General features: G+C 70.0%; 30 protein-coding genes. 13 read left to right on the top strand and 17 right to left on the bottom strand.

Annotation, left to right across the window (positions count from 1 at the left end):
* Positions 1 to 10 precede the first annotated feature (10 nt).
* Both aceB and aceA read right to left on the bottom strand, forming a co-directional pair.
* Complete coding sequence (gene aceB / locus HSO01S_RS13720; protein WP_066042426.1) at positions 11 to 1,690, bottom strand: malate synthase A; 1,680 nt, start codon at positions 1,688 to 1,690, stop codon at positions 11 to 13.
* 37 nt (positions 1,691 to 1,727) lie between these two features.
* A complete protein-coding gene (gene aceA / locus HSO01S_RS13715; protein WP_066042423.1) occupies positions 1,728 to 3,059 on the bottom strand; it encodes an isocitrate lyase in 1,332 nt (443 codons plus the stop codon).
* Positions 3,060 to 3,238: 179 nt separating this feature from the next.
* Here aceA and HSO01S_RS13710 point away from each other — a divergent pair, with 179 nt between their 5' ends.
* The gene (locus HSO01S_RS13710) at positions 3,239 to 4,672 is read left to right on the top strand and encodes an XRE family transcriptional regulator (RefSeq protein ID WP_084361713.1); all 1,434 of its coding nucleotides are present in this window, start codon (positions 3,239 to 3,241) and stop codon (positions 4,670 to 4,672) included.
* Positions 4,669 to 5,271 carry a GNAT family N-acetyltransferase gene (locus tag HSO01S_RS13705; RefSeq protein WP_066042417.1) on the top strand — a complete coding sequence of 201 codons (603 nt, stop codon included), beginning with the start codon at positions 4,669 to 4,671 and terminating at the stop codon, positions 5,269 to 5,271. The genes HSO01S_RS13710 and HSO01S_RS13705 overlap by 4 nt, the downstream gene beginning before the upstream one ends.
* Here HSO01S_RS13705 and HSO01S_RS13700 read toward each other — a convergent pair.
* Entirely contained in the window at positions 5,247 to 5,891 is a 645-nt protein-coding gene (locus HSO01S_RS13700; RefSeq protein ID WP_066042414.1) for a TetR/AcrR family transcriptional regulator, read from the bottom strand. The genes HSO01S_RS13705 and HSO01S_RS13700 overlap by 25 nt on opposite strands.
* 86 nt (positions 5,892 to 5,977) lie before the next feature.
* Between HSO01S_RS13700 and HSO01S_RS13695 the strand changes: the two genes are divergently transcribed.
* The gene (locus HSO01S_RS13695; RefSeq protein ID WP_066042411.1) at positions 5,978 to 7,156 is read left to right on the top strand and encodes an FAD-dependent monooxygenase; all 1,179 of its coding nucleotides are present in this window, start codon (positions 5,978 to 5,980) and stop codon (positions 7,154 to 7,156) included.
* 101 nt (positions 7,157 to 7,257) lie between these two features.
* Positions 7,258 to 8,082, top strand: coding sequence for a GNAT family N-acetyltransferase (locus HSO01S_RS13690; RefSeq protein WP_066042408.1), 825 nt, complete (start codon positions 7,258 to 7,260; stop codon positions 8,080 to 8,082).
* Between the two features lie 88 nt (positions 8,083 to 8,170).
* Here HSO01S_RS13690 and HSO01S_RS13685 read toward each other — a convergent pair whose 3' ends face one another.
* Positions 8,171 to 11,173, bottom strand: a complete 3,003-nt coding sequence (locus HSO01S_RS13685) for a GH32 C-terminal domain-containing protein (RefSeq protein WP_245636020.1) — start codon at positions 11,171 to 11,173, stop codon at positions 8,171 to 8,173.
* A gap of 424 nt (positions 11,174 to 11,597) precedes the next feature.
* Positions 11,598 to 12,593, bottom strand: a complete 996-nt coding sequence (locus HSO01S_RS13680; RefSeq protein ID WP_169799988.1) for a LacI family DNA-binding transcriptional regulator — start codon at positions 12,591 to 12,593, stop codon at positions 11,598 to 11,600.
* A 161-nt stretch (positions 12,594 to 12,754) separates the two neighbouring features.
* On the opposite strand from HSO01S_RS13680, the gene HSO01S_RS13675 reads away from it, so the two are divergent.
* From HSO01S_RS13675 to HSO01S_RS13655, 5 genes are all read left to right on the top strand, one after another.
* Complete coding sequence (locus tag HSO01S_RS13675; RefSeq protein WP_066042401.1) at positions 12,755 to 13,858, top strand: substrate-binding domain-containing protein; 1,104 nt, start codon at positions 12,755 to 12,757, stop codon at positions 13,856 to 13,858.
* Positions 13,859 to 13,929: 71 nt separating this feature from the next.
* Positions 13,930 to 14,976 carry an ABC transporter permease gene (locus HSO01S_RS13670; RefSeq protein WP_066042399.1) on the top strand — a complete coding sequence of 349 codons (1,047 nt, stop codon included), beginning with the start codon at positions 13,930 to 13,932 and terminating at the stop codon, positions 14,974 to 14,976.
* Positions 14,973 to 15,794 (top strand): ATP-binding cassette domain-containing protein, encoded by an 822-nt coding sequence (locus tag HSO01S_RS13665; RefSeq protein WP_066042395.1) that lies wholly within the window; start codon positions 14,973 to 14,975, stop codon positions 15,792 to 15,794. The genes HSO01S_RS13670 and HSO01S_RS13665 overlap by 4 nt, the downstream gene beginning before the upstream one ends.
* A complete protein-coding gene (locus HSO01S_RS13660; protein WP_066042392.1) occupies positions 15,791 to 16,120 on the top strand; it encodes a putative quinol monooxygenase in 330 nt (109 codons plus the stop codon). The genes HSO01S_RS13665 and HSO01S_RS13660 overlap by 4 nt, the downstream gene beginning before the upstream one ends.
* Before the next feature lie 101 nt (positions 16,121 to 16,221).
* Positions 16,222 to 17,211, top strand: coding sequence for a carbohydrate kinase family protein (locus tag HSO01S_RS13655; RefSeq protein ID WP_245636010.1), 990 nt, complete (start codon positions 16,222 to 16,224; stop codon positions 17,209 to 17,211).
* Between the two features lie 21 nt (positions 17,212 to 17,232).
* Here the strand turns inward: HSO01S_RS13655 and HSO01S_RS13650 are convergent, their stop codons facing one another.
* The 10 genes from HSO01S_RS13650 to HSO01S_RS13605 form a co-directional block, all read right to left on the bottom strand.
* On the bottom strand, positions 17,233 to 17,469 hold the full coding sequence (locus HSO01S_RS13650) for a PLDc N-terminal domain-containing protein (protein ID WP_084361682.1): 237 nt from the start codon (positions 17,467 to 17,469) through the stop codon (positions 17,233 to 17,235).
* Between the two features lie 62 nt (positions 17,470 to 17,531).
* Positions 17,532 to 17,858 carry a HepT-like ribonuclease domain-containing protein gene (locus tag HSO01S_RS13645; protein ID WP_066042386.1) on the bottom strand — a complete coding sequence of 109 codons (327 nt, stop codon included), beginning with the start codon at positions 17,856 to 17,858 and terminating at the stop codon, positions 17,532 to 17,534.
* Complete coding sequence (locus HSO01S_RS13640) at positions 17,855 to 18,358, bottom strand: helix-turn-helix domain-containing protein (RefSeq protein WP_066042382.1); 504 nt, start codon at positions 18,356 to 18,358, stop codon at positions 17,855 to 17,857. Before HSO01S_RS13640 ends, HSO01S_RS13645 begins: the two co-directional genes overlap by 4 nt.
* A gap of 59 nt (positions 18,359 to 18,417) precedes the next feature.
* A complete protein-coding gene (locus tag HSO01S_RS13635) occupies positions 18,418 to 18,744 on the bottom strand; it encodes a hypothetical protein (RefSeq protein ID WP_066042379.1) in 327 nt (108 codons plus the stop codon).
* 58 nt (positions 18,745 to 18,802) lie between these two features.
* Entirely contained in the window at positions 18,803 to 19,264 is a 462-nt protein-coding gene (locus HSO01S_RS13630; protein WP_157079086.1) for a DUF6278 family protein, read from the bottom strand.
* 55 nt (positions 19,265 to 19,319) lie between these two features.
* Positions 19,320 to 20,210 carry a hypothetical protein gene (locus tag HSO01S_RS19225; protein ID WP_157079085.1) on the bottom strand — a complete coding sequence of 297 codons (891 nt, stop codon included), beginning with the start codon at positions 20,208 to 20,210 and terminating at the stop codon, positions 19,320 to 19,322.
* Positions 20,200 to 20,760 carry an RNA polymerase sigma factor gene (locus HSO01S_RS13620; RefSeq protein ID WP_245636009.1) on the bottom strand — a complete coding sequence of 187 codons (561 nt, stop codon included), beginning with the start codon at positions 20,758 to 20,760 and terminating at the stop codon, positions 20,200 to 20,202. The genes HSO01S_RS19225 and HSO01S_RS13620 overlap by 11 nt, the downstream gene beginning before the upstream one ends.
* 36 nt (positions 20,761 to 20,796) lie before the next feature.
* Complete coding sequence (locus HSO01S_RS13615) at positions 20,797 to 21,159, bottom strand: ribonuclease HepT family protein (RefSeq protein WP_066042368.1); 363 nt, start codon at positions 21,157 to 21,159, stop codon at positions 20,797 to 20,799.
* Positions 21,159 to 21,629: a nucleotidyltransferase domain-containing protein gene (locus HSO01S_RS13610; RefSeq protein WP_066042365.1), complete on the bottom strand. Its 471-nt coding sequence runs from the start codon at positions 21,627 to 21,629 to the stop codon at positions 21,159 to 21,161. Before HSO01S_RS13610 ends, HSO01S_RS13615 begins: the two co-directional genes overlap by 1 nt.
* Positions 21,630 to 21,697: 68 nt before the next feature.
* The gene (locus HSO01S_RS13605) at positions 21,698 to 22,720 is read right to left on the bottom strand and encodes an aldo/keto reductase (RefSeq protein WP_066042363.1); all 1,023 of its coding nucleotides are present in this window, start codon (positions 22,718 to 22,720) and stop codon (positions 21,698 to 21,700) included.
* 90 nt (positions 22,721 to 22,810) lie between these two features.
* On the opposite strand from HSO01S_RS13605, the gene HSO01S_RS13600 reads away from it, so the two are divergent.
* The 4 genes from HSO01S_RS13600 (at position 22,811) to HSO01S_RS13585 (ending at position 24,961) form a co-directional block, all read left to right on the top strand.
* The gene (locus tag HSO01S_RS13600; protein WP_066042359.1) at positions 22,811 to 23,377 is read left to right on the top strand and encodes a TetR/AcrR family transcriptional regulator; all 567 of its coding nucleotides are present in this window, start codon (positions 22,811 to 22,813) and stop codon (positions 23,375 to 23,377) included.
* 70 nt (positions 23,378 to 23,447) lie between these two features.
* Positions 23,448 to 23,978 carry a hypothetical protein gene (locus HSO01S_RS13595; RefSeq protein ID WP_066042356.1) on the top strand — a complete coding sequence of 177 codons (531 nt, stop codon included), beginning with the start codon at positions 23,448 to 23,450 and terminating at the stop codon, positions 23,976 to 23,978.
* Positions 23,979 to 24,183: 205 nt separating this feature from the next.
* Positions 24,184 to 24,660, top strand: coding sequence for a hypothetical protein (locus tag HSO01S_RS13590; RefSeq protein ID WP_066042353.1), 477 nt, complete (start codon positions 24,184 to 24,186; stop codon positions 24,658 to 24,660).
* Positions 24,650 to 24,961, top strand: coding sequence for a transcriptional regulator (locus HSO01S_RS13585; protein ID WP_066042351.1), 312 nt, complete (start codon positions 24,650 to 24,652; stop codon positions 24,959 to 24,961). The genes HSO01S_RS13590 and HSO01S_RS13585 overlap by 11 nt, the downstream gene beginning before the upstream one ends.
* Before the next feature lie 47 nt (positions 24,962 to 25,008).
* Here HSO01S_RS13585 and HSO01S_RS13580 read toward each other — a convergent pair whose 3' ends face one another.
* Both HSO01S_RS13580 and HSO01S_RS13575 read right to left on the bottom strand, forming a co-directional pair.
* Positions 25,009 to 25,590, bottom strand: coding sequence for a hypothetical protein (locus HSO01S_RS13580; RefSeq protein ID WP_066042348.1), 582 nt, complete (start codon positions 25,588 to 25,590; stop codon positions 25,009 to 25,011).
* A 2-nt stretch (positions 25,591 to 25,592) separates the two neighbouring features.
* Complete coding sequence (locus tag HSO01S_RS13575; protein WP_169799987.1) at positions 25,593 to 26,168, bottom strand: helix-turn-helix domain-containing protein; 576 nt, start codon at positions 26,166 to 26,168, stop codon at positions 25,593 to 25,595.
* Positions 26,169 to 26,215 lie beyond the last annotated feature (47 nt).

The raw sequence follows: 26,215 nt of genomic DNA, 5'->3' as shown, positions 1-26,215 counted from the left end.
GCGGTTGCGGCTAGGCGGCTAGGCCCTGGGGGTGGCGGGCGGGGGTGCGGGCGTCGTCGGCGAGGTAGTGGGCGTAGGCGGGGATGGTGAGGAAGGTGGGGAACTCGTCCTCGAGGGCGACGCGGCGGAGCACGTCCTCGGCGTCGTCGAAGCGGTCGGCGAGCGAGCGGTGGGGCAGGCTCCGCACGACCTCGTGCAGTACCTCGCCCACGTGGTCGCGGGTGATCCGCGTGCCCTCGGCCGTGGTCACCCCGAGGTGGATCCACTGCCAGAGCTGCGAGCGCGCGATCTCGGCGGTCGCCGCATCCTCCATCAGGCCGTCGATCGCTGCGGCCCCGGTCCCCCGCAGCCAGCTCTCGATGTAGCGGAGGGCGACCGAGACGTTCGACCGCACCCCCGCATCCGTCACCGTGCGGTCGATACCCGTGAGGTCGACGAGGTCGGCGGCAGAGACCTGCACCTCGGCTCGTCGCCTCTCGAGCTGATTGGGGCGTCCCGCGAGGACCGCGTCGAACTCGGCGCGGGCGGTGGGGATGAGATCCGGATGCGCGACCCAGGTGCCGTCGAACCCGTCGCCGGCCTCGCGCCGCTTGTCGTCGGCGACCTTCGCGAGCGCCCGCTCGGTGGCCTCGGGGTCGAGGCGGTTCGGGATGAACGCGCTCATGCCTCCGATGGCATATGCGCCCCGCGCGTGGCAGGTCTGCACGAGCAGATCGGTGTACGACCGCAGGAACGGCAGGGTCATCGCGATGCGATCGCGGTCGGGCAGGAGGTAGCCCGCGCCACGCTCACGGTAGGTCTTGATCAGGCTGAAGACGTAGTCCCAGCGCCCGGCGTTGAGGCCCGCGGCGTGCTCGCGGAGCTCGTAGAGGATCTCGTCCATCTCGTAGGCCGCCGTGATCGTCTCGATCAGCACGGTCGCGCGGATCGTGCCGTGCGGCAGGCGGAGGGCGTTCTCCGAGAAGGTGAAGACGTCGTCCCAGAGCCGGGCCTCCTGGTGGTTCTCGATCTTCGGCAGGTAGAAGTAGGGGCCGCGGCCGGCCTCGATCAGCGCGTGGGCGTTGTGGAAGAGGTAAAGCCCGAAGTCGACCAGGCTCGCGCTCGCCGCACGGGTGGAGCCGCCGCGGTCGGTGTAGCGCAGGTGCTTCTCGACCAGGTGCCAGCCGCGGGGCCGGAGGATGATCGTCGGCTGCTCGTCGGCCGGAGCTGTGACCCGGTACGGCCGGCCGTCGTCGCTCGTATGCGACAGCCTCCCGCGGATCGCGTCGTGCAGGGCGAGCTGCCCGCCGATCACGTTCGGCCAGGTGGGGCTCGTGGCGTCTTCGAGGTCGGCCAGCCAGGCGTTTGCACCGGAGTTCAGGGCGTTGATCGTCATCTTCGGATCGGTGGGGCCGGTGATCTCGACGCGGCGGTCGTCGAGTCCGGGGCCGGCACCCGCGACCCGCCAGGTCGGGTCGTCGCGGATGGCGGCGGTCTCGGGGATGAAGCGCAGGTCGCGGCCGTTCTCGACCGACTTGCGGCGGAGCATCCGGTCGTTCAGGCGCTCCTGCCGGCGGCCCGCGAACTGGTCGTGCAAGCGGGTGAGGAAGTGCAGGGCCTCGGGGGTGAGGATCTCGTCGAAGCGATCGGTGCCTGCGTTTGTGTCGGTGTCGGCGTGCACGGTGATCGAGGTGGGGATGGGGTGGGACATGGTCGTGGGTGCCTTTCGGAGTCGTCGGGGTGGCGGTCTAGTGGAACTGCTCGGACTCGGTCGAACCCACGAGCGCGAGGGTGGCGCTCGTCGGGTTCAGGGCCGTGGCGATCCGGTCGAAGTAGCCGGTGCCCACCTCACGCTGGTGTCGCGTCGCGGTGTAGCCGTCGGCCTCGGAGGCGAATTCGGCCTCCTGCAGCTCGACGTAGGCGCTCATCTGCCGCTCGCCGTAGCCGCGGGCGAGCGTGTACATGGAGTGGTTGAGAGCATGGAAGCCCGCGAGGGTGATGAACTGGAAGGCGTACCCCATCGCGGCCAGGTCGCTCTGGAACGTCGCGATCTGCGCATCCGTGAGCTTCGCCTTCCAGTTGAAGCTGGGGCTGCAGTTGTAGGCGAGCAGCTTGCCGGGATGCTCCGCGTGCACCGCCTCGGCGAAGCGGCGGGCGAGCTCGATGTCGGGCTCGGACGACTCGACCCAGAGCAGGTCGGCGTAGGGGGCGTAGGCGAGGCCGCGGGAGATGACGGTGTCGATGCCGGGGGTGGTTCCGTAGAAGCCCTCGGGCGTGCGGGTGCCGTCGAGGAACGGCTGGTCGCGCGAGTCGACGTCGCTCGTGATGAGGTTCGCGGCCAGCGAGTCGGTGCGGGCGATGACGACCGTCGGCACCCCGGCGACGTCGGCGGCGAGCCGGGCCGCGTTGAGGGTGCGGATGTGCTGGCTGGTCGGGATGAGCACCTTGCCCCCCATGTGCCCGCACTTCTTCTCGCTGGCGAGCTGGTCCTCCCAGTGCACGCCCGCGGCTCCGGCCTGGATCATGGACTTCATGAGTTCGTAGGCGTTGAGCGGGCCGCCGAAGCCGGCCTCGGCGTCGGCGACGATGGGCGCCATCCACTCGCGTTGGGGCAGCCCCTCCGCGAACTCGATCTGGTCGGCGCGCAGCAGGGCGTTGTTGATGCGCCGCACGACCGCAGGCACCGAGTTCGCCGGGTACAGGCTCTGGTCGGGGTAGGTCTGGCCGCTGAGGTTGGCGTCGGCGGCGACCTGCCAGCCCGAGAGGTAGATGGCCTTGAGGCCGGCACGCACCTGCTGCACGGCCTGGTTGCCGGTGAGGGCACCGAGGGCCGGCACCCACTCCTCGGTGTGGAGGAGCTGCCAGAGCCGCTCGGCGCCTCGGCGGGCGAGGGTCGCGTCCTCGGCGACCCGGCCCCGCAGGGCGATGACGTCCTCGGCGGTGTAGTCGCGCTGGATGCCGTTCCAGCGGGCGTCGGTCTTCCAGCTGCGCTCGAGGTCGGCGGCGGTCTGGGTCTGGTCCCCGGGCCGGGTCTGCTCTCCGGGCCGGATGGTGTTTCCGGTGTTCGTCTCCGTGCTCATCTGTCGGCGCTCCCTTGCGAATCGAATTACGGCGTGGGTTCGACTCTGGGCGCTCTGAACGACCTTTTCCGGGTCGAAGGCAGCAGAAGTTCGGCCGTTCTTCTGTTTTCACGAAGAAGCCGACATGAGAGGGTGTCGGCATGCCGCATCCGTTCGCCCCCGCCGCGCAGGATGGGATCATGCTCGATTCCCTCACCATCGGCCGCCGCATCCGCCAGCTGCGTGCGGAGCGCGGCCTCACCCTCGACGACCTCGGCGCGGCCATCGGGCGGGCGCCCTCGCAGGTCTCGGTGATCGAGAACGGCAAGCGCGAACTGAAGCTCGGTGAGCTGCAGCGCTTCGCCCGGGTGTTCGAGGTGTCGATCGACCAGCTGCTCTCGGCCGAGCCGCCGAGCCGGCGGGCGGCGCTCGAGATCGCGCTCGAGCGGGCGCAGCGCGGGCCCCTGTTCGCCTCGCTCGGCCTGCCGCCGCTGCCGGTGCGCAAGTCGCTGAGCGACGAGGCCATCGAGACCATCCTGGGGCTGCATCGCGAGCTCGAGCGCGTGCACAACGAGCGCGCGGCGACGCCCGAAGAGGCGCGCCGGGCCAACACCTCTCTGCGCAGGGCCATGCGCGAGCGCCACAACTACTTCGCCGACCTCGAGCAGGTCGCGGCCGGGCTGCACGCGGCCGTGGGCCACTCAGGCGGCCCGCTGTCGCAGCGCGTGGCATCCGATCTGGCGTCGCACCTGGGGTTCACGCTGCACTACGTGGGCGACCTGCCCGGGTCGACCCGGTCGGTGACCGACCTGCGCAACGGCCGCATCTACGTGCCGCTCGGCCAGTCGCCGGACGCCGACCCGCGCTCGGTCGTGCTGCAGGCGCTGTCGTCGCACGTGCTGCAGCTCGGCGAACCGCGCGACTACGCCGAGTTCCTGCAGCAGCGGGTGCAGACGAACTACCTCGCGGCCGCCCTCCTCATCCCCGAGAAGGGCGCGGTCGACATCCTCTCGGCGGCGAAGGATGCACGTGAGCTGTCGGTCGAAGACCTGCGCGACGCATTCGGCGTCAGCTACGAGACGGCGGCCCACCGCTTCACGAACCTGGCCACCGAGCACCTCGGCATCCCGGTGCACTTCTTGAAGGTGCACGAGTCGGGCACGATCTCGAAGGCCTACGAGAACGACGCCGTGCAGTTCCCGACGGATGCGCTGGGTGCGGTCGAGGGGCAGACGGTCTGCCGCTTCTGGAGCGCGCGCCGCGTGTTCGACGTCGAGGACCGGTTCAGCCCGTACCACCAGTACACCGACAAGCCGGCGGGCACGTACTGGTGCACCTCGCGCATCCAGCCCTCGTCGCGCGGGCAGTTCTCGGTGTCGGTGGGAACGGCGTTCGCGCACGCGAAGTGGTTCCGGGGGCGGGACACCGCGCACCGGTTCGCCTCCCGCTGCCCGGACGAGTCATGCTGCCGCCGGCCCCCGGTGGCGCTCGCGGCGCGGTGGTCGGGGCAGGCCTACCCCTCGGCCCGGCTCAACTCGTCGTTGCACGCGGCGATGCCGACGACCGGGTTCACGGGTGTCGACTCGACCGAGGTCTTCGAGTTCCTGGAGCGGCACGCGCCGGCGGCGCCATGAGTCCCGATGCGCGCGACGCCCTCTCGTTCACCTTCCGGCGCCTCGAGGCCTCCGACCTCCCGATGCTGGCGGGCTGGCTCGCCGAACCCCAGGTGCGGCGCTGGTGGAACCACGACCCCGCCCCGGATGCGGTGGAGCACGACTTCGGGCCGAGCGTCCGCGGTGACGAGCCGGGCGACGACTTCGTCGTGCTGCTCACCGAGTCGGGGTCTCCGCACGCGGAGGTGCCGGTCGGCCTGCTGCAGCGATCCGTCATCGACGACTACCCCTCCGAGCTGATCGAGTTCGCGTCGCTGCTCGACGCGGCTGGCCTAGGGCCGGTGCCCGCGGGGGCCGTGGAACTCGACTACCTGCTCGGCGACCCGGCCTTCCGGGGTCGTGGCATCGGCACAGCGATGATCCGCGCCGCGGTCGAGCGGGTCTGGGCCGAACTCCCCGGCACTTCCACGGTGCTGGTGTCCGTGGTCGCCGCGAACCGGGGGTCGTGGCGCGCCCTCGAACGCGCCGGCCTCACCCGCATCGCCGAAGGCCCCCTCACCCCCGACAACCCGCTCGACGATCCCCTCCACTACCTCTACCGGGTGACCCGCCCGCGCTGAGCGTCCGGGAGACCGAGACCGAGCGCTCGCATCGCCTGCAGGGCGAGCCACTGCTCGGCCCGGTCCCAGGACCAGCCGGCGTCACGCAGCGAGCGCCACGGCGCGACGCCGAAGTAGAACAGCAGAATGGTCGTCATCTCGGGCACGTCTTGGTCGTCGGCGCCACCGAGCGCCTCGATGCGCAATGCGGCCTGTTCCATCCGTTCCCGCAGATCACGGAGGGCGGCCGCGAGACGGTCGGCGATCACCGGCTCGGCTCCGGCGTTGTCGTAGAGGGCACCGAGCAGCCACGGGTGCCGCTCGGAGAGCGATCGGGTGCCGTGCGCGATCGCCAGCACCACCTCTGCGGGAGTCGTCGCCTCGGCCACGACGCGCATCGCGGCGTCGGCCACCGAATCCTCCACGGCCTCGTCGTAGAGGGCGACGACGAGCTGGGGTTTGCTCCCCACCGCCGAATACACGGTCGCCATCGAGACGCGGGCACGCTCGGCGATCTGCGGCATCGTGACGGCGGCATAGCCGTTCTCGGCGAACAGAGCGAGCGCACTCTGCAGGATGTCCGACCTCGTCCGCGCCGCGCCGATCGCCCGCCGTTCCGACGTGTACGCACGGGATGCCATGAGATCACCCTAAGTCATTACACAGCTTTGTATTCATAACATGCCCCTATATCGAATTTAACCCGAACGATCGGACACCGCGCGCCATGACCACCCCCACCGCACACCCCACCTCGAACACCGTCGTGATCGTCGGCGCCGGACCGACGGGACTCTGGGCCGCCGCCGAACTCGCTCTTGCGGGCGTCCACGCCGTGATCCTCGAGAAGCGGGTCGAGCGCTCCCCCCACGCCCGGGCCCTGGGGATGATGCCGAGGACCCTGGAGATCCTGGCGCTCCGAGACGCCGTCGAACCGTTCCTCGCCGCCGGCCGCCCGGTGCCCGCGTGGCACTTCGGCCTGCTCGAGCAGAGCGTCCGTTTCGACACGCTGACCACCCAGTTCCCCTACATGCTGCTCATCCCTCAGACCACGACCGAAGCCCTCCTCGAGCAGCGGGCACGCGGTCTGGGCGTCGACATCCGCACCGGCGCCGAGGTGACCGGGCTCGATCAGACCGACTCGACCGTGACCGTGACCTATCTGCAGGCCGGGCGGACCCACCACCTCGACGCTGCACTCGCCGTCGGCAGCGATGGCGGCCGCAGTGCGGTGCGCGAGCTCGCCGGCATCCCGTTCGAGGGAGAGGCCAGCTCGGCCTGGGGCTTCGTGGGCGACGTGCACCTCGATGCCCCGCCCGCGCCCGGCACCCGGATCGTGAGGCCGGACGGTGCGCTCATCGTCGCGCCCCTGCCCGATGGGCGCCACCGGCTCACCGGCTGGGACCCGGAGCACCAGTCGGCCGACGAGGAACTCGACCTCGAGACGCTGAGGGGGTTCGTGCAGCGGATGACCGGAACGGATCTCGGTCTCCGCGACCCCTCCTGGCTCTCCCGCTTCGGTGACGCGAATCGTCTCGCGGCCACGTTCCGGCGGGGTCGGGTGCTGCTCGCGGGCGATGCGGCGCACATCCATTGGCCTACCGGCGGGCTGGGCCTGAACGCCGGCATCCAGGATGCGATGGGGCTGGGATGGCGGGCTGCCGCCTTCGTCCGGGGTTCGCAGCCCGAGAACGTCCTCGACGACTACGCGGTCGAGCGTCGCGCCTTCGGGGAGGCGCTCCGCACCTCCACCCTGACGCAGAGTGCGTTGATCAGGGCGGCCGATCCGTCGGCCCTCGCCATCCGCGCGACCTTCAACCGATTGCTGGCGACGCCCGAGGGAAATGCCTCGATCGGGAACTGGCTCGCGGGACTGGACGACGGTGAAGTTCAGGGAAACTACTGATGTCCCGGGCCGTCCACCTATGAAAGGTTCGAAGCACGTCGTCCTGAGCACCCGGACCGCGACGGCACCGACCCGTGACGATCGACCCGACTGGAACTTCCGTGACCCTTCTTCCTGACGCCCGCACGACCCGCCTCGTCGAGAAGGCCGAGGCGGAGTACTTCCGGCGCTTCCTCGCGCGCGTTCCGGAGCGCACCGAGCGCGACCTCGGCATCCGCACGGAGGAAATCGGCGGCGGGGTGGTCACCGCCATGCGGGACGACCCCTCGGGGTACTGGACGAAGGCGCTGGGATTCGGGCCCGGCGACCCGGTCGACGCCGACCTGATCGGCGAGATCGTCGAGGTGTTCCGATCCTCCGGAAAAGAGGAGGGCACGATCACGATCGCCCCCTCGGCCCTCCCGCGCGACTGGGACGAGACGAGCCGGCGTTTCGGGCTGACACCGTCGTCGGCGTGGGCCAAGTTCGCCCGGTCGACGACGGCCTTCGCCGAGCATCCCGAACCACCTGCCGATCTCGAGGTGCGGACCCTCGTCGCCGACGACGCCCCGGCGTGGCAGCACATCGTGCGCGAGGCGTTCGGGATGGCTGAACCCGACCTGACGCCGATGCTCCGTTCGGCGATCACCGACCCCGTCGCCCGGGTGATCGGCGTCTGGGACGGCGACCTCCTCGTGGGCGCGGGAGCCGTGCACCTCATCGGCGAGGCCGCCTCGCTGAACACCGGGGGTACCCTGCCCTCCCACCGCCGGCGGGGCATCCAGCGCACGCTCGTGGCCGCACGCGTGCAGGCGGCGGCCGACGCGGGCTGCCGAGTGGTCTCGGCCGAGACCAGCGCCTCGCCCGACGACGCCTCGCACCGCAACCTCCGCCGCGCCGGCTTCGCGCACCTCTACGACCGCACGAACTGGACCTGGAGGGCCTGAGCCGGAAGGCCGGTGGCCGGAGACCCCGAAGGGCCGGCGCCTTTCGACGCCGGCCCTCGTGGGTGTCACCCGCGGGTCACACTGTGGGTCACACGGTCGGACGGGATGCGCGGCGCCGGCGCGTACGAAGCGCCACCCCGCCGCCGAGCAGCGCGAGCGCCGCAGCCGCCAGGCCGATCCTGGCGATCCCGTTCGCGCCCGTCGCGGCGAGGTTCCCCCCGTTACCGCCGGTCCCGGCAGCGGATGCCGGGCTCGACGGGTCGGCGGACGACGACGGAGCGGGCGTCGGCGACGGCGTTCCACCCACCGACGGGCCCGCGACCACGACGGCCGCGCTGGCCGCCGAGGCCGGCCCGTCTCCCACGACATTCGACGCCGTGACCGTGAACGCGACCGTCGAACCGGCGGCCAATCCCGTGACCTGGCACGAGGTGCCGGTCACCTGGCAGACGACCGAACCGTCGGCGGCGACAGCGGCGGCACTGCCGCCAGCAGAGGCAGCGCCACCGACAGCACGCACCGTGTAGCCCGTCACCGGCGACCCGCCGTCATCCACCGGCGCCGACCAGCTCACGCTGGCCGTCCCGGCTTCCGTCGACTCGGCGACCACCGCCCCCGGCGCACCGGGAACCGCGAGCACCCGCTGCGGGTCGTACATCCCGCCGTAGAGCGGCGTGACGGTGAGGCTCTCGATCTCGGCCGAGCCGCCGGTCGAGATCAGCGAGATCCCGGTCGACGACGGATCCGGGAAGATCTGGTCGCTGATCGTCGTCGACCCGCCCTGGGCGAAGGCCTGCACCGACGCGTTGTCGACGTAGACCTCGAGCTTCAGGCGACCGTCGGCGTCCAGCGCCACCGGCGCCTTCTCGACCGAGGCGAAGGTCGGGTTGAAGGCCACGTCTCCCGACGCGGTGCGGTCCAGCTGCAGGGTTCCGGATGCGGTGTCGTAGACGAGCGGTGTCGACTGCGTGCCGTCTTCCGACGTCCGCAACGCGAGCCCGAAACGCGACGCGGTGCCCGGCTTCAGCACGGCATCCACTCGGTACACCGCCCCCACGTCACCGACGGGCAGCGCGGTCTCGCCCTCGGCGACCGGGCCGGCCGGCACCGCGACCGCGGCGAACGGCTTCGACAGGCCGTCGACCTGGTCGACCACCTCGCTCACCAGCTTCGGTGTGCCGTCGACCGTCTGGAGCGACAGCTCGCGGGGCAGCGCCATGGCGCTCCGCCACTGACCGGTGGGGATCTGGTTGGCGTAGTCCCAGTTGTTGAGCCAGGCCACCATGATCCGCTTGCCGTCGGGTGCGTTGTCGTAGGTCACGCCGGCGTAGTAGTCGCGGCCCCAGTCGAGCCAGTCGTACGAGCGGATGCGGGGCGTGGCCGGCTCGTCCGAGAACACGAACTGGTCGGCGAGGATGTGCCCCCAGCCGGCGCGGTTGTTGTCGACGACCGTGATGTGCGCGGTGCGTCCGGCGAACTCCGACACGTCCCAGGAGTTCCAGTCGAGGCCCTCGCTGTCGTTGCCGGTGGTGCTGCGCACGACCTGCCCGTCGACGACGAGGTTCACCGTCGTCTCGCTGCTGCGCACGAGTGCCGGGGAGTCGGCGAGCACGACGTTGTCGAGCGTCATGTGCCCCCAGCCGCCGGTCGCCTGGTCGTTCACCCGAATGCTCGCCTGCTTGCCCTGGTAGGCCGAGACGTCCCAGCTCTTCCAGTTGAGCGCCCCGTCGTTCTCGCCCGACGCGGTGTCGACCACGGCGCCGTCGACGACGAGCTCGACCTGGAGGGTCTGGCCGCTCGCCGCGTCGCGCTTCCCGCCGCCGACGAGCATGCTCACGTAGTCCTTGTCGATCGTGAAGGCGCCCGAGGTGAGCGTGCCGGTATTGTCGTCGCCGTTCGGCCCGCCCTCCCAGGTGTTGATCCGCTTCGCGCCGATCGCGTAGTCGCCGCCGTTGGTGGAGGGGTTGCGGGCCGCCGTGAAGTCACCGGTCAAGGTCCAGCCGTGGTCGGCGAGGCTCTCGGTTCCGGGATATTCGAAGCCGTCGAAGAGCAGTTCGCTGCCCGCGGGCGCCTCGTTGCCGAGCTGGCCGCCCTCGATGTGCGGGTGCTTGCCGCCGCCGGCGAGGAAGTTGATGGTGCGCGACGAGACGGTGAAGTCGGGCGAGGTGACCGTGCCGATCGGCCAGTCGCCGTCGTTGAAGCCGTTGATCAGGCCCTCACCGATCTGGCCGGTCACGGTCTGCTGGCCGTCGATCGCACCGGCGGCCGGAGCCGATCCGAACGGACCGTTCTTCCAGTTGCCGGGCTCGTTCGCCACGGTCCAGCCGTCGTAGCTGCCGTCGTCGAAGCCGGCGAAGAGCTGTCCCGGGGGCACCGAGTCGTCCGAACGGGTGGTGTCGGAGGTGAAGGTCGTGCCGTCGAAGTCGCCGACGAAGTACTGGCCGCCGGAGCCGCCCGAGACGCCGCCCGGGTTGAGGTTCACGACCATGACCCACTTGGTCTTGGCCGGGTCGCCGTCGACCGGCAGCGGGAACAGGTCGGGGCACTCCCACACGCCACCGGTGGCGTTGGCGGGGCCGAAGTCGCTGAGGTAGGTCCAGTTCTTCAGGTCGTCGGAGCGGTAGAGCAGCACGCGGTGCTCGGTCGCCTCGACCGTCACGACCACCCAGTACGAGGTCTCGGGCGTGCCGCCGTCGTACCAGAACATGTGCGGGTCACGGAAGTTGTTCGAGTCGCGGTCGAGCACCGGGTTGCCGGCGTACTTCGTCCAGGTCTGCCCGGCATCCGTGCTGTAGGCCAGCGCCTGCGCCTGCTTGCCGGTCTTGTAGGCCGAGGTGTACATCGCGACGAGGGGCGGGTTCTCGGCGGTGCCGAAGCCCGAGGTGTTGTCGTGGTCGACCACGATCGAGCCCGAGAAGATGTCGGCGTCGGCATCCTGCGGAATCGCCAGCGGCTGCTCGGTCCAGTGCACGAGATCCGGGCTGGTGGCGTGACCCCAGCTCATGTTGCCCCAGATCGTGCCGAACGGGTTGTACTGGTAGAAGAGGTGGTAGACGCCCTCGTAGTAGACCAGGCCGTTGGGGTCGTTCATCCAGTTCTTCTCGGGGCTGTAGCCGAGGTAGGGGCGGTACGGCTCGGCCGGCGGCGCGGGAGCTGTCGCTGCGGCGAGCGCGGCGGCGGATGCGGGGCTCGCGACGGCCGGGCGCGCGAACGCGGGGCTGACGGATGCGGGGCTCGCGACGGCCGGGCTCGCGGTCGCCGGCGCGGCGGTCGCGGGGCCCGCGGCGAGCAGGCCGGCGCTCGCGAGCACCGACGCGACCACGACGGCAGCGGCCCTCGTCGTCGTCGCGGATCGCTGTCGGCGAGGCTGCGGATGGGATTTCTGATGGTGCACGTGGACGCCCTTCGATGCGCGTGTCACAGGGGTGACATCGTTGTCGGTGTGGATGTCGGCGACACTACGGACTGTCCACCGGACAATTCAAGGGGCGGTTCTGAACAACTTTTCGCGACGGTCAGACGGGGCGGATCTCGCCCGAGCCGCGTTCGATCAGCCGGGTCGGCACGATGAAGTCCTGCGCCGGCTCCGCGTTCCCGTCGAGCCGCGCGAAGATCTGACGCGCCGCGATGGCGCCGATCGCCGTCGGATCCTGGGCGATCACGGTCACCGCCGGCGAGAGCAGCGACGCCATCGGAACGTCGTCGAAACCGACCAGTGCGACCCGCTCGGAGGCCCCGTGCGCGCGGAGCGCCGTGATGACCCCGATCGTGATCAGGTTCTGGGCGCTGAAGATCGCGGTCGGCGGATCCGCCAGCGCGAGCAACCGGTTCACGGCGGCCTCGGCCTGCACTTCTTCGCCGAGATTCTCGATCACGAGCTCGGCGTCCGGGGCTACGCCCTCAAGCCGCAGAGCCTCGAGATACCCGCGCTTGCGCTCCTTGGCGGTGTAGATGTCCCCGCTGTCGCCGAGGAAGGCGATGCGGCGGTGACCCGCCCCCAGCAGGTGCCGGGTCGCGCGGGCCGCGCCATCCAGGTTGTCGGTCAGCACGGTGTCGGCGACCAGGCCGTTCGGCCGCCGGTCGACGAACACCACGGGCATGCCCTGCTCGAGCTGCGGGCCGAGATAGGCCTGGCTGGGCTGGATCGTGGTGAGGATGAGCCCGTCTACCCGGCGACGCAGGAACGCCTCGACCGATGCCCGTTCGCGCTCGGGGTCGTCATCCAGGCTCGAGGCGAACACGGCGACGTGACGATGGATGGCCGCATCCTCGACCGCCCGGTGCACGGCGGCCGAGAACGGGTTGGCCACGCTGCCGACCAGAAGCCCGAGGGTGTCGGTGCGCCGGTCGGCCCGACGAAGATTCCCGGCCTGCACATCGGGCTGGTACTGCAGCTGCTCGGCAGCCTGCATCACCCTCGCGATCGTGTCGGCCGAGACGTGCCGCTCCTGGTTGATCACGCGGGAAACCGTCTTCACGCCCACCCCGGCGAGATCGGCCACGTTCTTCATGGTCGGCCGCTTCCGAGGCACCCCAGATCCCGATAACGATGTCATAACGCACTCCCTGATTGCATCTCGGGCTTGACTCTATCGGCCGGACCCGTCTATACCTAGACACTGACATCGTTGTCGGAGGCGACAGGCCTCCCGATTGCAGAATGAGGACTTCAATGAAGAATCGCACATCGACTGCCGCCCGACTGGGCAGCTTCGCCTCCATCGCCCTCGTCGCATCCGTGGGTCTGGCCGCCTGCTCGAGCGGCAGCAGCAGCTCCGGCGGTAGCTCAGACTCGGCTTCGGGCGGCGACGTGGGCGTGACGCTCATCGTCAAGACCACCTCGAACCCGTTCTTCGTGGCCATGGAGGACGGCGCGAAGGCGGCCGCCGACAAGGCCGGCGTCAACCTCACCCTCGCCGCGGGCAAGGAGGACGGCGACGAGGACACTCAGATCCAGGCGATCGAGAACGCCATCTCCAAGGGCGACAAGGGCATCCTGATCACGCCCAACGGCCCCTCGGTGGTCGACGCCATCCAGAAGGCGCGGGATGCGGGACTGTTCGTGATCGCCCTCGACACCGCTCCCGACCCGGCCGACGCGGTCGACATCACCTTCGCCACCGACAACTTCACCGCCGGTGAGTCGATCGGCAAGTGGACCGCCGCCCAGCTCGGCGGCAAGAAGGCCACCATCGCGCTGCTCGACCTCTTCGACGACAAGGTCGTCTCGGTCGACTACAACCGCGACCAGGGCTTCCTCACCGGTCTCGGCATCGACACCGCCGACCCGGAGAAGAACGGCGACGAGGCGGCGACCGGAAAGTACAGCGACGGCGACTACGAGATCGTCGGCAACGAGGCCACCAACGGCGCCGAGGACGGCGGCCGCACCGCGATGGAGACGCTGCTGTCGAAGAACTCCGACATCAACGTCGTCTACACGATCAACGAGCCGGCGGCCTACGGCGCCTACCAGGCCCTGCAGGCCGCGGGCAAGGAGAAGGACGTGCTCCTGGTCTCGATCGACGGCGGTTGCGCCGGCGTCAAGAACGTCTCCGAGGGCGTCATCGGCGCCACCGCCCAGCAGTACCCGGTGAAGATGGCCGAGCTCGGCGTCGAGGCGATCGCGAAGCTCGCCACCGACGGCACCAAGCCCGAGACCAGCGCCGGCCTCGACTTCTTCGACACCGGCTCGCAGCTGGTGACCGACACCCCCGTCGACGGCCTGGACAGCATCACCTCGCAGGCGGCGACCGACATCTGCTGGGGTGAGTGATCCCCGGCCGGAGGGTGCGTGACCGCGCGCCCTCCGGCCCCTTCCCGTTCCCCCTCCTCAGAAAGGCTCCCGTGAGCACCAAGACACCGGCGTCGACACCGCCGACCTCCTCGCTCGATCTCGCATCCGAATTCCTCGACCGCCGCACCCCGCTCGACCGCGTCCGCGGTGTGCTGCACCGCTACCCGGCCGTCAGCCCGGCCGTGGTGCTGGTCGTCGCGATCATCGTCTTCGGCATCCTGAACGACCGCTTCCTCGCCCCCGCGAACCTCTCGCTGATCACCCAGCAGGTCGCCGTGGTCGGAACGCTGGCCGTCGCCCAGACCCTGATCATCCTGACCGCCGGAATCGACCTCTCGGTGGGTGCCGTGATGGTGCTCGCCTCGATGGTGATCGCGCAAACCGCGACCTCGAACGGGGTGCCCGCCGTGCTGGCGCTCGTGCTCGGGCTCGTCGTCGGCCTCGCTGCCGGCCTGTTCAACGGTCTGCTCGTGACGCGGCTCAAGCTGCCGCCGTTCATCGTGACCCTCGGTACGCTCAACATCTTCGTGGCGCTCACGCTGCTCTACTCGAGCGGCTCGACCGTGCGCGGGTCGGACATGCCGAGCCTTCTGCCCTGGACGGGGCAGACCTTCGACCTCTTCGGGGTGCGGGTCAGCTTCGGCGTCGTGATCATGCTCGTGCTCTACGTGGTCGTCGCGTTCATCCTCGGCAAGACCGCCTGGGGGCGCCACGTCTACGCGGTCGGTGACGACAAGGAGGCCGCGCGCCTCGCCGGCATCAGCGTGAACCGCGTGCTGCTGAGCGTCTACCTCGCCGCCGGCGCCATCCTGGCGATCGGCGCCTGGATCCAGATCGGCCGCAGCAACGCGGCCAGCCCCAACGCCGGAGCCGACCTGAACCTCGACTCCATCACCGCCGTCGTCATCGGCGGCACCAGCCTCTTCGGCGGCCGCGGTACGGTGTGGGGAACGCTGCTCGGCGCCCTGATCGTGGGCGTCTTCCGCAACGGGCTCTCGCTCGCCGGGCTCGACGTGCTCTACCAGACGCTGGCCGTCGGCATCCTGATCATCGTGGCCGTCTCGGTCGACCAGTGGATCCGAAAGGTACGCAAGTGACTCTCACCTCCCCCTCCTCCTCTGCTTCTTCGTCGTCGTCCTCGTCGGCTGACGGGCAGACCCGCACGCCGGTGCTGCAGGCCAAGCGCCTCGTCAAGACCTTCGGTCGCGTGGTCGGCCTCGACGGGGTGAGCCTCGAGCTCTACCCCGGCGAGGTGCTCGCCATCATCGGCGACAACGGCGCCGGCAAGTCGACGCTGATCAAGTGCCTCACCGGTGCCGAGATCCCCGACGAGGGAGAGCTCTTCCTCGACGGGCGCCGCGTGAGCTTCAAGCGACCTCAGGATGCACGTGGTGCGGGCATCGAGACCGTCTACCAGAACCTCGCGGTCTCGCCCGCGCTGGATGTGGCCTCGAACCTGTACCTCGGTCGCGAGAAGCGGCGGCCCGGCATCCTGGGTTCGGTGTTCCGGATGCTCGACACCGCCGGCATGCGGAAGGCCGCTCGCGACGAGCTCACGACGCTCGGCATCTCGACCCTTCAAGACGTGACGGTGCCGGTCGAGAACCTCTCGGGTGGTCAGCGTCAGGCGGTCGCCGTGGCGCGGGCCGCGGCGTTCGGTTCGAAGGTCGTGGTGCTCGACGAGCCCACCGCCGCGCTCGGTGTGCGCGAGTCGAACCAGGTGCTCGAGCTCATCCGCAACCTGCGCGACCGTGGTGTGCCGGTCATCCTGATCAGCCACAACATGCCGCACGTGTTCGATGTGGCCGACCGCATCCACATCCAGCGTCTCGGCAAGCGGGCGGCAACGATCACTCCGCAGTCGCACTCGATGACGGATGCGGTGGCGATCATGACGGGAGCGGCGACGGCATGACCGGCCCCAAGGTCTTGTTCGCGGAGTTCACCGCGCTTCCCGGCCAGGAGGAGACGGTGGCCGCGCTGCTCGCCGACCTCACCGTGCAGGTGCGGGCCGAGCCCGGCTGCGTCGAGTTCGCCCCGTCGCGGCTGGCTTCGCAGCCGTCGCGGTTCTTCGTCTACGAGGTCTACCGCGACGAGGAGGCCTTCGCGGCGCACATCGGTGCGGCGTACGGGGCCGAGTTCAACGCCCGGCTCGGGCCGCTGATCGTCGAGGACGGGTCGCAGCTGACGTGGCTCGAGCCGCTCGGCGGGGTCGCGGGCGCTGGGGCCCTCGGGGCCTGACCTCCTCCTGCCCCGCCCGATCCGCACCATCTCGACGGCCCTGCCCGCTGCACCTCGCGCGGGCGGGGCCGTCCTTCCACCCACGCCCGAAAGGCCCGATCGTGTCCCACTCCCCCACCTCCGTCGTCGCGATCGGCGAGTCGCTCATCGACGTCGTGAGGCAGCCGGGCGGCGCCGCGGTCGAGCATCCGGGCGGTTCCCCCATGAACATCGCCTTCGGCCTCGGCCGCCTCGGCCGGCGCGCGACCTTGATCACCCGCATCGGCACGGATGCCCACGGCCAGGCGATCGCCGCCCACCTCCGCTCGGCCGGGGTCGCGCTCGCGCCCGGCTCGCAGCATCCCGAGCCCACTTCGACGGCGACCGCCCGGCTCGCGGCCGACGGCTCGGCCGACTACTCCTTCGACCTCCGCTGGTCGCTCCCCGCCGGCCTCTCCGCGGCGAGCCCCCTGCTGGCCGCGGCCGGCATCGTGCACACCGGTTCGATCGCGGCGTTCCTCGAGCCCGGCGGGGCCGCGGTCTCCCGTCTTCTCGACGCCCTCGCGCACCCCGCTGCCGGCTTCCCCGTACCTCTTATTACGCTCGACCCCAACATCCGCCCCTCGATCGTGCCCGCGCATGCCCGCGTGCTCGCGCGCTTCGAGGAGCTCGCCGCCTCAGCCGCAGTCGTGAAGCTCAGCGACGAGGACGCGGTCTGGTTGTACCCCGGAGCCGACCCCGACGACGCGGCCGACCGCATCCTGCGTCTGGGCCCGTCCCTGGTCGCGGTCACGCGTGGTGGCGACGGCGCCCTGCTCGCGACCAGGTCGGCGCGCCTCTCGATCCCCGGCGTCCCGGTGACGGTCGCCGACACGATCGGCGCGGGCGACTCATTCATGAGCGCCCTGATCGACGGGCTGGCCGCGCTGCTCGACGCGGGCCTCCCGGTCGAGTCCCTCCGCACCGGCACCACCCTCGACCCCACCACCCTCGCCCGCCTAGGCGACTTCGCGGTCCGAGCCGCGGCAATCACGGTCTCCCGCCCCGGGGCGAACCCGCCCACGCGTGCTGACCTCACCCCGCGCCTCGTCGAGGCTCCGTCGATCTCCTAAGCAACGGATCCGTGCGGTCGCTCAGGAGGGGTCGCGGCCGGCGCGCAGACCGAACGGATGCGGCCCGAGCGCGTACCAGACCAGCGCGCCCGCGAACGGGGCGAGCAGGACGGCGACGATCCAGATCGACCGTTCGGTGGAGTTGAGTTCTGCCGACTTCATGACCTGCCTGATCGCGAAAACAATCGCGGCCACGTAGAGCGCCACCGCCCCCACGCCGATCAGTATCGGCAGAAGAGGAACTGTCGGTTCATACATGGGAAGCACCTCCTGTGCCTTCCAGGCTACCTGGGCACCTCAAGGAGGCTCGGGGGACGTTCTTACCGAGACCGCAGCAATCTGCCCGCCACTTCATAGAGGGCAGGGATGTCCGTTCGCGCCGTCTCCGTCACGATCGCGTGCGAGGTGTCGAAGTAGTGGTGGGCGAGCGTGTCCCGCATTCGGGCGATGTCGCTCCACGGCACCTCGGGTGCCCGAGCCGTGGTCGCGTCGCTCAAGCCCTTCACCGCTTCGCCGATCACCACGAGCCGGATGCGGACGGCGTCGAAGACGAGATCGTCCGGCGCCGCCGCTCGACTGGAGTAGTCGATGATGGCCTCACATGCGAGGGCAATGTCGCCGAGCAGGCGCTCGTCGCTCCGACTCACAGTGCGACGGCTTCGGCGAGAACGGTCTCACGGACATCGGGCTTCAGGGAGTCCTCGGGGATCACGTCGACAGCGGTTCCGAGGATCCGCTCGGCCTCCCCGCGCATCCGCGAGAGCGCGAAGAGGCCCACGCCTTCCTCAAGTTGCACGAGCAGATCGACGTCGCTGTCGGCGGTCGCCTCGCCCCGCGCAACGCTGCCGAAGAGACGGATGCTGGCCGCACCGAGAGGCGCCAGCGCCGCCTCGAGGTCGCGCCGACGTACGTGAACGAGCGCGCGGAGATCGTGAGTTTCTGGGGTGCGGGCTGGAGCGACCCGCGCTTCGAGCCGCAGTCCCGTCGCCCCGATCAGCTTCGAGAGAGTGCTGAGTGACGGCTCGCGCCGGCCGCTCTCGTAGGCGCTCACGACGCTCTGCGTGACGCCCGCCCGCTTACCGAGTTCCTTCTGCGTGAGCCCAGACGTCTCCCGTGCGCTGCGAAGAAGCTCGGCCGCCGGGGTCATGCGACGAATATAGCGGATCGTAGTTGAGGCCTCCAGTGAGCTTGGTCCCGATCGCGCCGCTAGAAGGTCGGGCGGTCCAGCATCCCGACGACGAACGGGGTGACCAAGGCGACGATCGCCACGACGGCGGCCGCGATCCACATTCCCAGAGGCACCGCCCGCCGCACCACGACGATCAGCAGAACCACGAGCACGAACACCACGAGGGCGGCGACGACTGTGCCGACCACCGCCGGCGCGAACACGGCGACGTGCGTGCTGGCGAACCCGCTGTCGTCGGGCGGGAGGTAGTACGTCACCCCGATCTGGCTCGCGACACTCACCAAGCCGAGCACGGCGATGACGAGCAGAGCGGATGCGACGACGATGCGCTGAACGCGAGACATGCTCCCAGTATGCCGACGGGGCCGTCGCACAGCAGCGACGACCGCCGATGTCGGGCGATCAGGCGTTGCGGCCGGCGAGCTCGTCGAGGTGGTCGAGTACCTCGATCAACGTATGCGGGCCACCCGCGAGCCTCGACTCCGCGACGGCGATGACGTCGGCCGATGCCCCTCCCGCGACCTCGACGCACGGGCGGCCTTCGCGGACCACCTTCCACCGGCTACCCGGCAGGCAGCGGATGACCACATCGCCGAAGTACATCCCCACCGCCCGCTCCAGCCCGCGCGGAAGCGCATCCAGCACGGCATCGAGCTCGACCAGACCCGCACGGCTCACGTCGATGTCGACGCCTCGCCGCTCCAGCGCATCGAGCAGGTCGTCGTAGCCTCCGACGTCGGTGATCGGCTCCTCCAGCCCCGAACTCCCTGACCCCTTGCCGGAAGGGACCGGCGCGTAGGTCGCGTACCGGCGGGACATGGCGGGTGGAAGCACCTGCGTGGGCTGGCGGCGGGCTCGAGTCACCGGTCCACCATCCGCCCGCCCCGCATCCGCCGTCAAGTGGCTCCCGAGGTCCGGATCAGTCGCAGATGTCGTAGGCGAAGTCCACCGTCGAGGTCTGCATCAGGCGCACGTTGCGCGTGCCGTCGGGCGACGAAGTGACCTGGAACACCAGGTACCGGCCGTCGACCGGGCCCGACGTGTAGGTGGTGTAGCCCTGGGTGTCGTCGTACTTCGAGCGCCCCACCTGGAGGTCGGGATACGCCGCCAGCAACTCGGCCTCCGACGAGCCGAGGCGGATGCCCGCCGCCGTCACCGGCGAACCCGCGAGCGGCGAGCTGGCGACTCCGCGCGTGGAGAATCTCGCGAACGTGAGCATCGGGTCGTCGACCGGGTCCGTTCGGGCATCGGCCTGCGTCAGAGCCATGGACACATCCAGAGAGTTCTCGTCGAACGTACCGATCCGGTAGTACCCCGACGGGCAGTCGATCGGCGACGGATTCGGCTCCAAGCCCGCGGCCTCGGCGAACGGCGCGATGGGGTCGCCCACCTTGAGGCTCCCCACCTGCCCGTAGTCCACCACCCACGTCCCCGGGTCGAGCGGGTCGACCACGGGCGCGGCCGGCGTCACAGGCGCGGGTGGCAGCGGCTCGGCCGTCGGAGTCGGAGTCGGCGTGGGCGACGGCGACGGCGTCGGGGTGACCGTGACGGTCACGACCGGCGCAGGCGGCGCCTCGAAGGGGTTCGGGATGAGGCCTGTCGCCAGCGCCGCTCCCCCGCCCCCGATCACCACGAGCCCCACGACGGCGAAGACGATACCCAGCGCACGCCGTCGCACGGCCGACCCGCTGGTCTTAGGCCGGGCCGCGACCAGCGCGGGCGCATCCTGAACCGCGGCGTTCATCACAGACGAACGCATCGTCGCGAGCATGCGGGCGAGCTCGTCGCCGGCGGGAGGGTCAGTTCTCATCGTCGGTCACCACCTTCCTGAGTCGCGTCCTGGATCTGAGCACGCGCTGCTTCACAGCACCGACGGTCAGCCCCAGCTGTTCGGCCGCCTCGGCATACGAGCGGCCCTCGATCAAGCACAGTTCGCACACCCGCCGGTCGACGGCGGGGAGGCGCTCGATCTCCGCCATCACCCACCGCAGCTGCTCGCGAGCATCCTCACTGTCGTCGTCGGCGCGCTGCGCACCGGATGCCGCGAGAAGGTCGTCGCGCAGCTCATCCGCGCGGTGCTTGGCCCGCGCTCGCTGCAGATTGAGATTGAGATTGCGGCAGGTCACGAGCAGCCACGGCAGTAGCGACTCCTGCGGAATCGCGGCGCCTCGCCGCCAGGCGGTGAGGAACGTGTCCTGCACCAGCTCCTCGACGTCACGCCGGTCGGCGGCGAGCGCCCAGGCGTACCGCGTCACAGCGGATGCGTGCCGGTCGAACACCGCCCCCAGCGCGTCGGGCTCACCCCGAGCCAGCCGCTCGAGCAGCACGGCATCGGTCACTCCGCTGTCATCCACAGGCACCCCCATACCCTAGAGATGTCGCAGGACGCGGAAAGGTCACACGCCAGTTCGGTCGACGACCGCCGCCGCTTCGGAGAACAGCGGAGCGAGCGCACGCTCCCACGCAGGAAGTGACACCGACAACGTCTGCCCGGTCACCTCGCGGTCGGTGATCGAGTAATGGTGAGCCAGCTTCTCGCGGTTCTTCGCCGCGTCACCCCAACTCACTCCCTTAGGTGGTTGCACGCCGCGAGCCGCGAGGGCCTTCGCCGCTTCGCCGATCTTGATCATCAGCGAATCGCCCGCTTCCTGAGCGACCTCGTCGGAGCGGTAGGCCCCCTGGCCCTTCACCACGATCGTCGCGGCCACGGACAGCCACCGCTGGATGTGCAGCAGCTCCTTCGCGACGCGCATTTCCATCAGAGGAGCACCCGGTCTCTGAGGATGTCCTGATCCAGTCGCGGGTCGAGGCCCCGATAACTGACTAGATCGACCGGCCGGCCGAAAACGGCGGAAAGCGTCTCCTCCAGACGCGTCATGTCGAACGCATCCGTGGCGGCCGGCGGCTGCACGAGGAGGTCGAGATCCGAATCGGGACGGTCGTCACCGCGGGCCGCTGAGCCGAACATGGCGACCTGGGTGAAGCCCTGCTCTTCGGCGACGTGCCGGAGCACCGACCCGCCGGCGGCCACGAGTTCACTGGGCCGCACGCCATCCGTACGCTCGCGGGCGACCTGATAACTGATCGCCGGCTGCGTCACGCCGAACCGAGCAGCGACCTCGCGTTGCGACTTCCCCTCGGCGAGCATCGCCCGGAGGAGGAGCACACGACGAAGCCGGGCGCGCTCGGCATCGCGCCCCGCATCGTCGTAGGCCTCCTGCAGATCCATAAAATGATTTTATCACCCCAGCTGCACCAGTGACCAGAGCTGTCCAGCCTCAGCCGCAGCCGCAGCCCCTACCCCGCCGACCGCGCCGCCACAGGCCGCCGCCGCATCGACGCATCCAGCACCTCAGGCCCCCGATAGACCATGTCCATCGCCCCGATGCTCTCGCCCGGCGCCACAATCGCGTCGATGCGGTCGAGGATCTCGTCCGACAGCGACACCTCCGCACCCGCGAGCGTGTCCTCGAGCTGCTCCATCGTGCGCGGCCCCGCGATCGCCGAGGTGACGCCCGGATGCGCGATCGTGAACGCCATCGCCAAGTGCGTCAGTGGGATGCCCACCTCCTCCGACAGCCCGACCAGCTCCTCGATTGCGGCGAGCCGACGCTCATCGCGGAAGTGCCGCATTCCCGTCCCCGCCCGGAAGTTGTCGTTGGCCTGCCCCGCCCGATACTTGCCCGACAGCGCGCCACCGGCCAGCGGGCTGTAGACGAGCGTGCCCATGCCGTACCGCTGCGCCACCGGCAGGATCTCCCGCTCGATCTCGCGGTCGAGGATCGAGTAGTTCGGCTGCTCGGTGCGGAACCGCTCGAACCCACGCCGCTCGGCCATCCACTGCGCCTCGACGATCTCCGACCCGCGCATGGATGACGTGCCGATTGCGAGCACCTTGCCCTCGCGCACGAGGTCGGTGAGCGCCGAGAGCGTCTCGTCGATGTCGGTCTCGGGCTCGGGGCGGTGCAGCTGGTAGAGGTCGATGCGGTCGGTGCGCAGGTTGCGCAGCGAGCGCTCGACGGCCTGCCGGATCCACCGCCGCGACGCACCACGATGGTTCACGTCCTCGTCGACCGGGCCCCAGAACTTCGTGGCGAGCACCACTTCGTCGCGCCGGCCGGCGAGCGCCTCGCCCACCACCTCTTCCGAGTCGCCGTAGCGGTCGGCGGTGTCGATGAAGTTGATGCCGCCGTCGAGTGCGCGGTGGATGATCCGCACGCCCTCCTGCCGATCAGGGTTGCCGAACGAGCCGAGCATCATGGCGCCGAGGGCGTACGGCGTCACCTGGATTCCGGTGCGGCCGAGGGGTCGATACTGCATGGGGTTCTCCTCTAGAGTTGGATGCGGAACGCCGTTCCGCTACTCATCCACTATACGGAACGTTGTTCCGCTTACGCAAGGGGCCCTGTCGTGCCGACACCGGATCCGCCACGCAAGGTGCGAGCGGATGCCCGCCAGAACCTCGACACCCTCCTGGTCGCGGCCCGCACCGTCTTCGCGCGCTCAGGGGTGGATGCGCCGGCTCGCGAGATCGCCACAGAGGCGGGCGTCGGCGTCGGCACCCTCTACCGTCACTTCCCGAACCGCGCCGAGCTCGTCGCCGCCGTCTTCACCACCGAGATCGACGCGACTGCGGCCGAGGCGGCTTCGCTGCTGGCCACGCATCCGCCCGGCGAGGCCCTCGACCTCTGGATCACCCGCTTCACCCGCTTCGTCGCCACCAAGCAGGGCCTCTCGGCGGCGCTCCGCTCAGGCGATCCGGCCTACGACGCCCTCCCAGCGCTCCTCACGAGCAAGCTGGGCCCCGCCCTGGCGTCGCTGCTCGAAGCGGCGTCGGCGGCGGGCGAGATCCGCCCCGGCGTCGACCCCCTCGAACTCCTCCAGGCGGTCGGCGACCTCAGCCACCGCGCCCCCTCCCCCGACGGCACCCCCAACCCCATGGTCCGCCTCCTCCTCGACGGCCTCCGCGCGCAATAGGTCATCTGAGTTGTCATCATCTTCAAATGATTCTCCACCCGATCACTGTCCGTCGGGAGATCCACGAGCGATGACCGGGGAGCACGTCTTCGTGGACGAGACGAAAGCGCGGAGTTACCTTCTCGTCGCTGCCGCCATCCACCCCATCGACGTCCCCGCGGCACGCTTTCTCATCCGCGACTTGACCCTGCGAGGACAGCCGCGTCTTCACATGAAGAAGGAGAGCGACTCACGCAAGCGCCAGATTCTGGACGGAATCGTGCGGCTTCGTCCCGCAGCGACGATCTACCGCGCCAGGGCACACCATCGAACCGATCTGGCGCGACGTGAACACTGCCTGCGCGCCTTGGTCAAGGAGTGTGCGCGCAGCCAGCGTCAAACGCTCGTTCTCGAGCGTGACGAGACCCTCGTCAGCCGTGACCGCCAGTGGTTGATCGAGGCGACTCGAGTCTCTGACGCGCGGGATCTCGCCTATCGGCACGAGGCAGCCTCGTCCGAACCGCTTCTGGCCATCCCCGACGCGATCGCATGGGCGTGGGCCCGCGGAGGAGACTGGCAACGACGGTGCCGCGGCAACGTAGCCCGAGTGATCGACGCCTGAACGCTGGTTAAACGCAAAACCCGAGCGCCACGACCATTCCGGACGGGTCTCGGGTTCACTTTCCACCGCTCAACGCGGCGAACGACGCAATTCTAACGCCTATGTCCTTCCCCACGCGAGCACGCCCGCCGTCCGTCGATGTTCTGGCAATCGGACACCGACACCCGCGTTGCTTAACTCCTCGGCAAGTGAAAGACTTGACCACATGGCAAGCGACTTTGACGACAGCACGACCGCCCGGCCCACCGACGCCGCCGCCCGCGACGCCCTGTCGGCCCTGGACGCCGACCGGCAGGTGCTGGCCGACCGCATCCGCACCCCCGCCTGGTACTACCCGTTGCTAGGGCTCGCCACGGCGCTCATCGTCGGGTCGCCCGGCCCGGGCGCACCGGCGCAGTTCGTGATGGTCGCGTTCGGCAGCCTCGGCATCGCCTTCCTCTCGCTGGCCTACCAGCGCATCACCGGACTGACCGTCACCCGCACGGCGGGCCCGCGGAGTCTTGCCATCGCCATAGTTCTCGGCATCGTCGTCGTGCTGCTGCTCGGCGTCTCGTTCGCCCTCGCCGCCACCGGGCATGCCCCGTGGGTGGCGGCCAGCGCGGCTGCGGCGTGCGCTGCGATGTGGGGCGGCGGCGTCCTCTACGACCGTGCCTACGATCGTGAGCTGCGGCGTGGACGCTGACGACGGGTTCGACGAACAGATCCACGCGCCCACCCGGCTCCGCATCTGCGGGCTGCTCCGCCCGGTCGACGCGGCCGAGTTCTCGGCGCTCCGCTCGACCCTCGGGCTCACGGAAGCCAACCTCTCGAAGACGCTGCGCAGCCTCACCGACATCGGCTACGTCCGCGTCACGAAGGCCTCCTCGGCGACCCGCGGCGATCAGCGCCGCACCACCACGGTGGCGCTGACCAGCCAGGGCCGGCTCGCCTTCGACCGGCACGTCGCGGCCCTCCGCCGCATCGCCGGCGGCCTCGGCGGCTGAGCAGCCTTCCGCCTCGGGCGAACCTGCGTGCCGGCGTCGGCGGCCGATCAGAGCTCGACCGGCTCCGGCGGGTCAGGCACGTGAAGCGGGCCTTCGGCGAGGATCGCAGTGACGATGCTCACGGCACGCGGAGCGAGGCTGTCGCCCGGGTAGAACTCCTCATAGAAGTCCTCGCACGCCTCCAGAGTCCGCACGCCACACAGGCCGAGGAGGAGACGGATGTCGCGGGTGTCACGACCCGGCCGGTTGGCCCGTAGCTTCATAGCGAGCAGCGCCTCCTTCGAGGCCACCTGGACGAGAATGCCATCCTGGTCGTGGATGGCTTCCCAGACGACTTCACGGCCGAGAGTCGGGAGCGCATCGGCTCGAGTGACTTCGAAGTTCAGCCAGGCCGGATCCCAGTCGTGCCGCTCGGCTACACGAGCTGCTGCAGCGGCGACTTCCTGATCACTACCGGGGCGGACGTGCAGCGAGTCGAGATCCTGAGTTGTCCCTCGGTCGAAATAGCGAAGCGCCAGCGCTGCCCCGCCGGCGAGCCGAATGCCCGCGACCTGACCGGCGGCGCGAAGCTCGGCGATGAGTTCGCGCAGGCCAGCGATGATGTCGTCCCGGTCAAGAGCAGTGGGCATGATCAGACGCTCGCGAAGGTGTCACGCCAGGCGAGAACGCCCCGCTCGGCGAACTCGTCGGGCACTTCCGAGCGTGGCGGCACCGGGTCGGCGGGGTCGACCTCGAGCATCCGCGGCACGCCGAGGAAGCGCCCCGGCTCGTCGACCCAGGCCGGCAGCGGGATGCTCTCTGCCCCGAGGCGCCACGCCACCAGTGCTGCGACCGCTGCATCCCAGACCGGATCGCCGGTCGATTCGGGCTCGGCGAGCCCGAGAACCCCGCGCACGAGACCGTGCTCGGCGAGAAGGTTGTCGTTGAGCTGCAGCAACGCGCGCAGAGCGCGATCCTTGTCGCCGCTCCGAAGCCGTCGACGGATCTCGGCAGCAGCCGTCGCCGCATCGTCCCGACGAGTGGGAGCCGAGTAAAGCCGGTGACCCGCCCCGGCCAGCAGCCGATCGATCGTGCTGTAGCCCGCATCCCGACCCCGCTCAGAGCGCGAGACGCTGGCCTGATCGAGTTGCGCGCGATCAGCGAGCTGCTCCTGAGTCAGCCGGCGACTCCTGCGGGCGGCGCGGATGAGCGTGGATGCGTCTGCCACGTCGATCACCTCCGCTCACTTTTAGCAATATGTCGCGTAAATCATAA

This window comes from Herbiconiux solani NBRC 106740 (genome assembly GCF_001571005.1).
Lineage (GTDB): Bacteria > Actinomycetota > Actinomycetes > Actinomycetales > Microbacteriaceae > Herbiconiux > Herbiconiux solani.
Note: the sequence above shows the minus strand (reverse complement) of the source record. Positions and strands in the feature narration are given on the sequence as shown.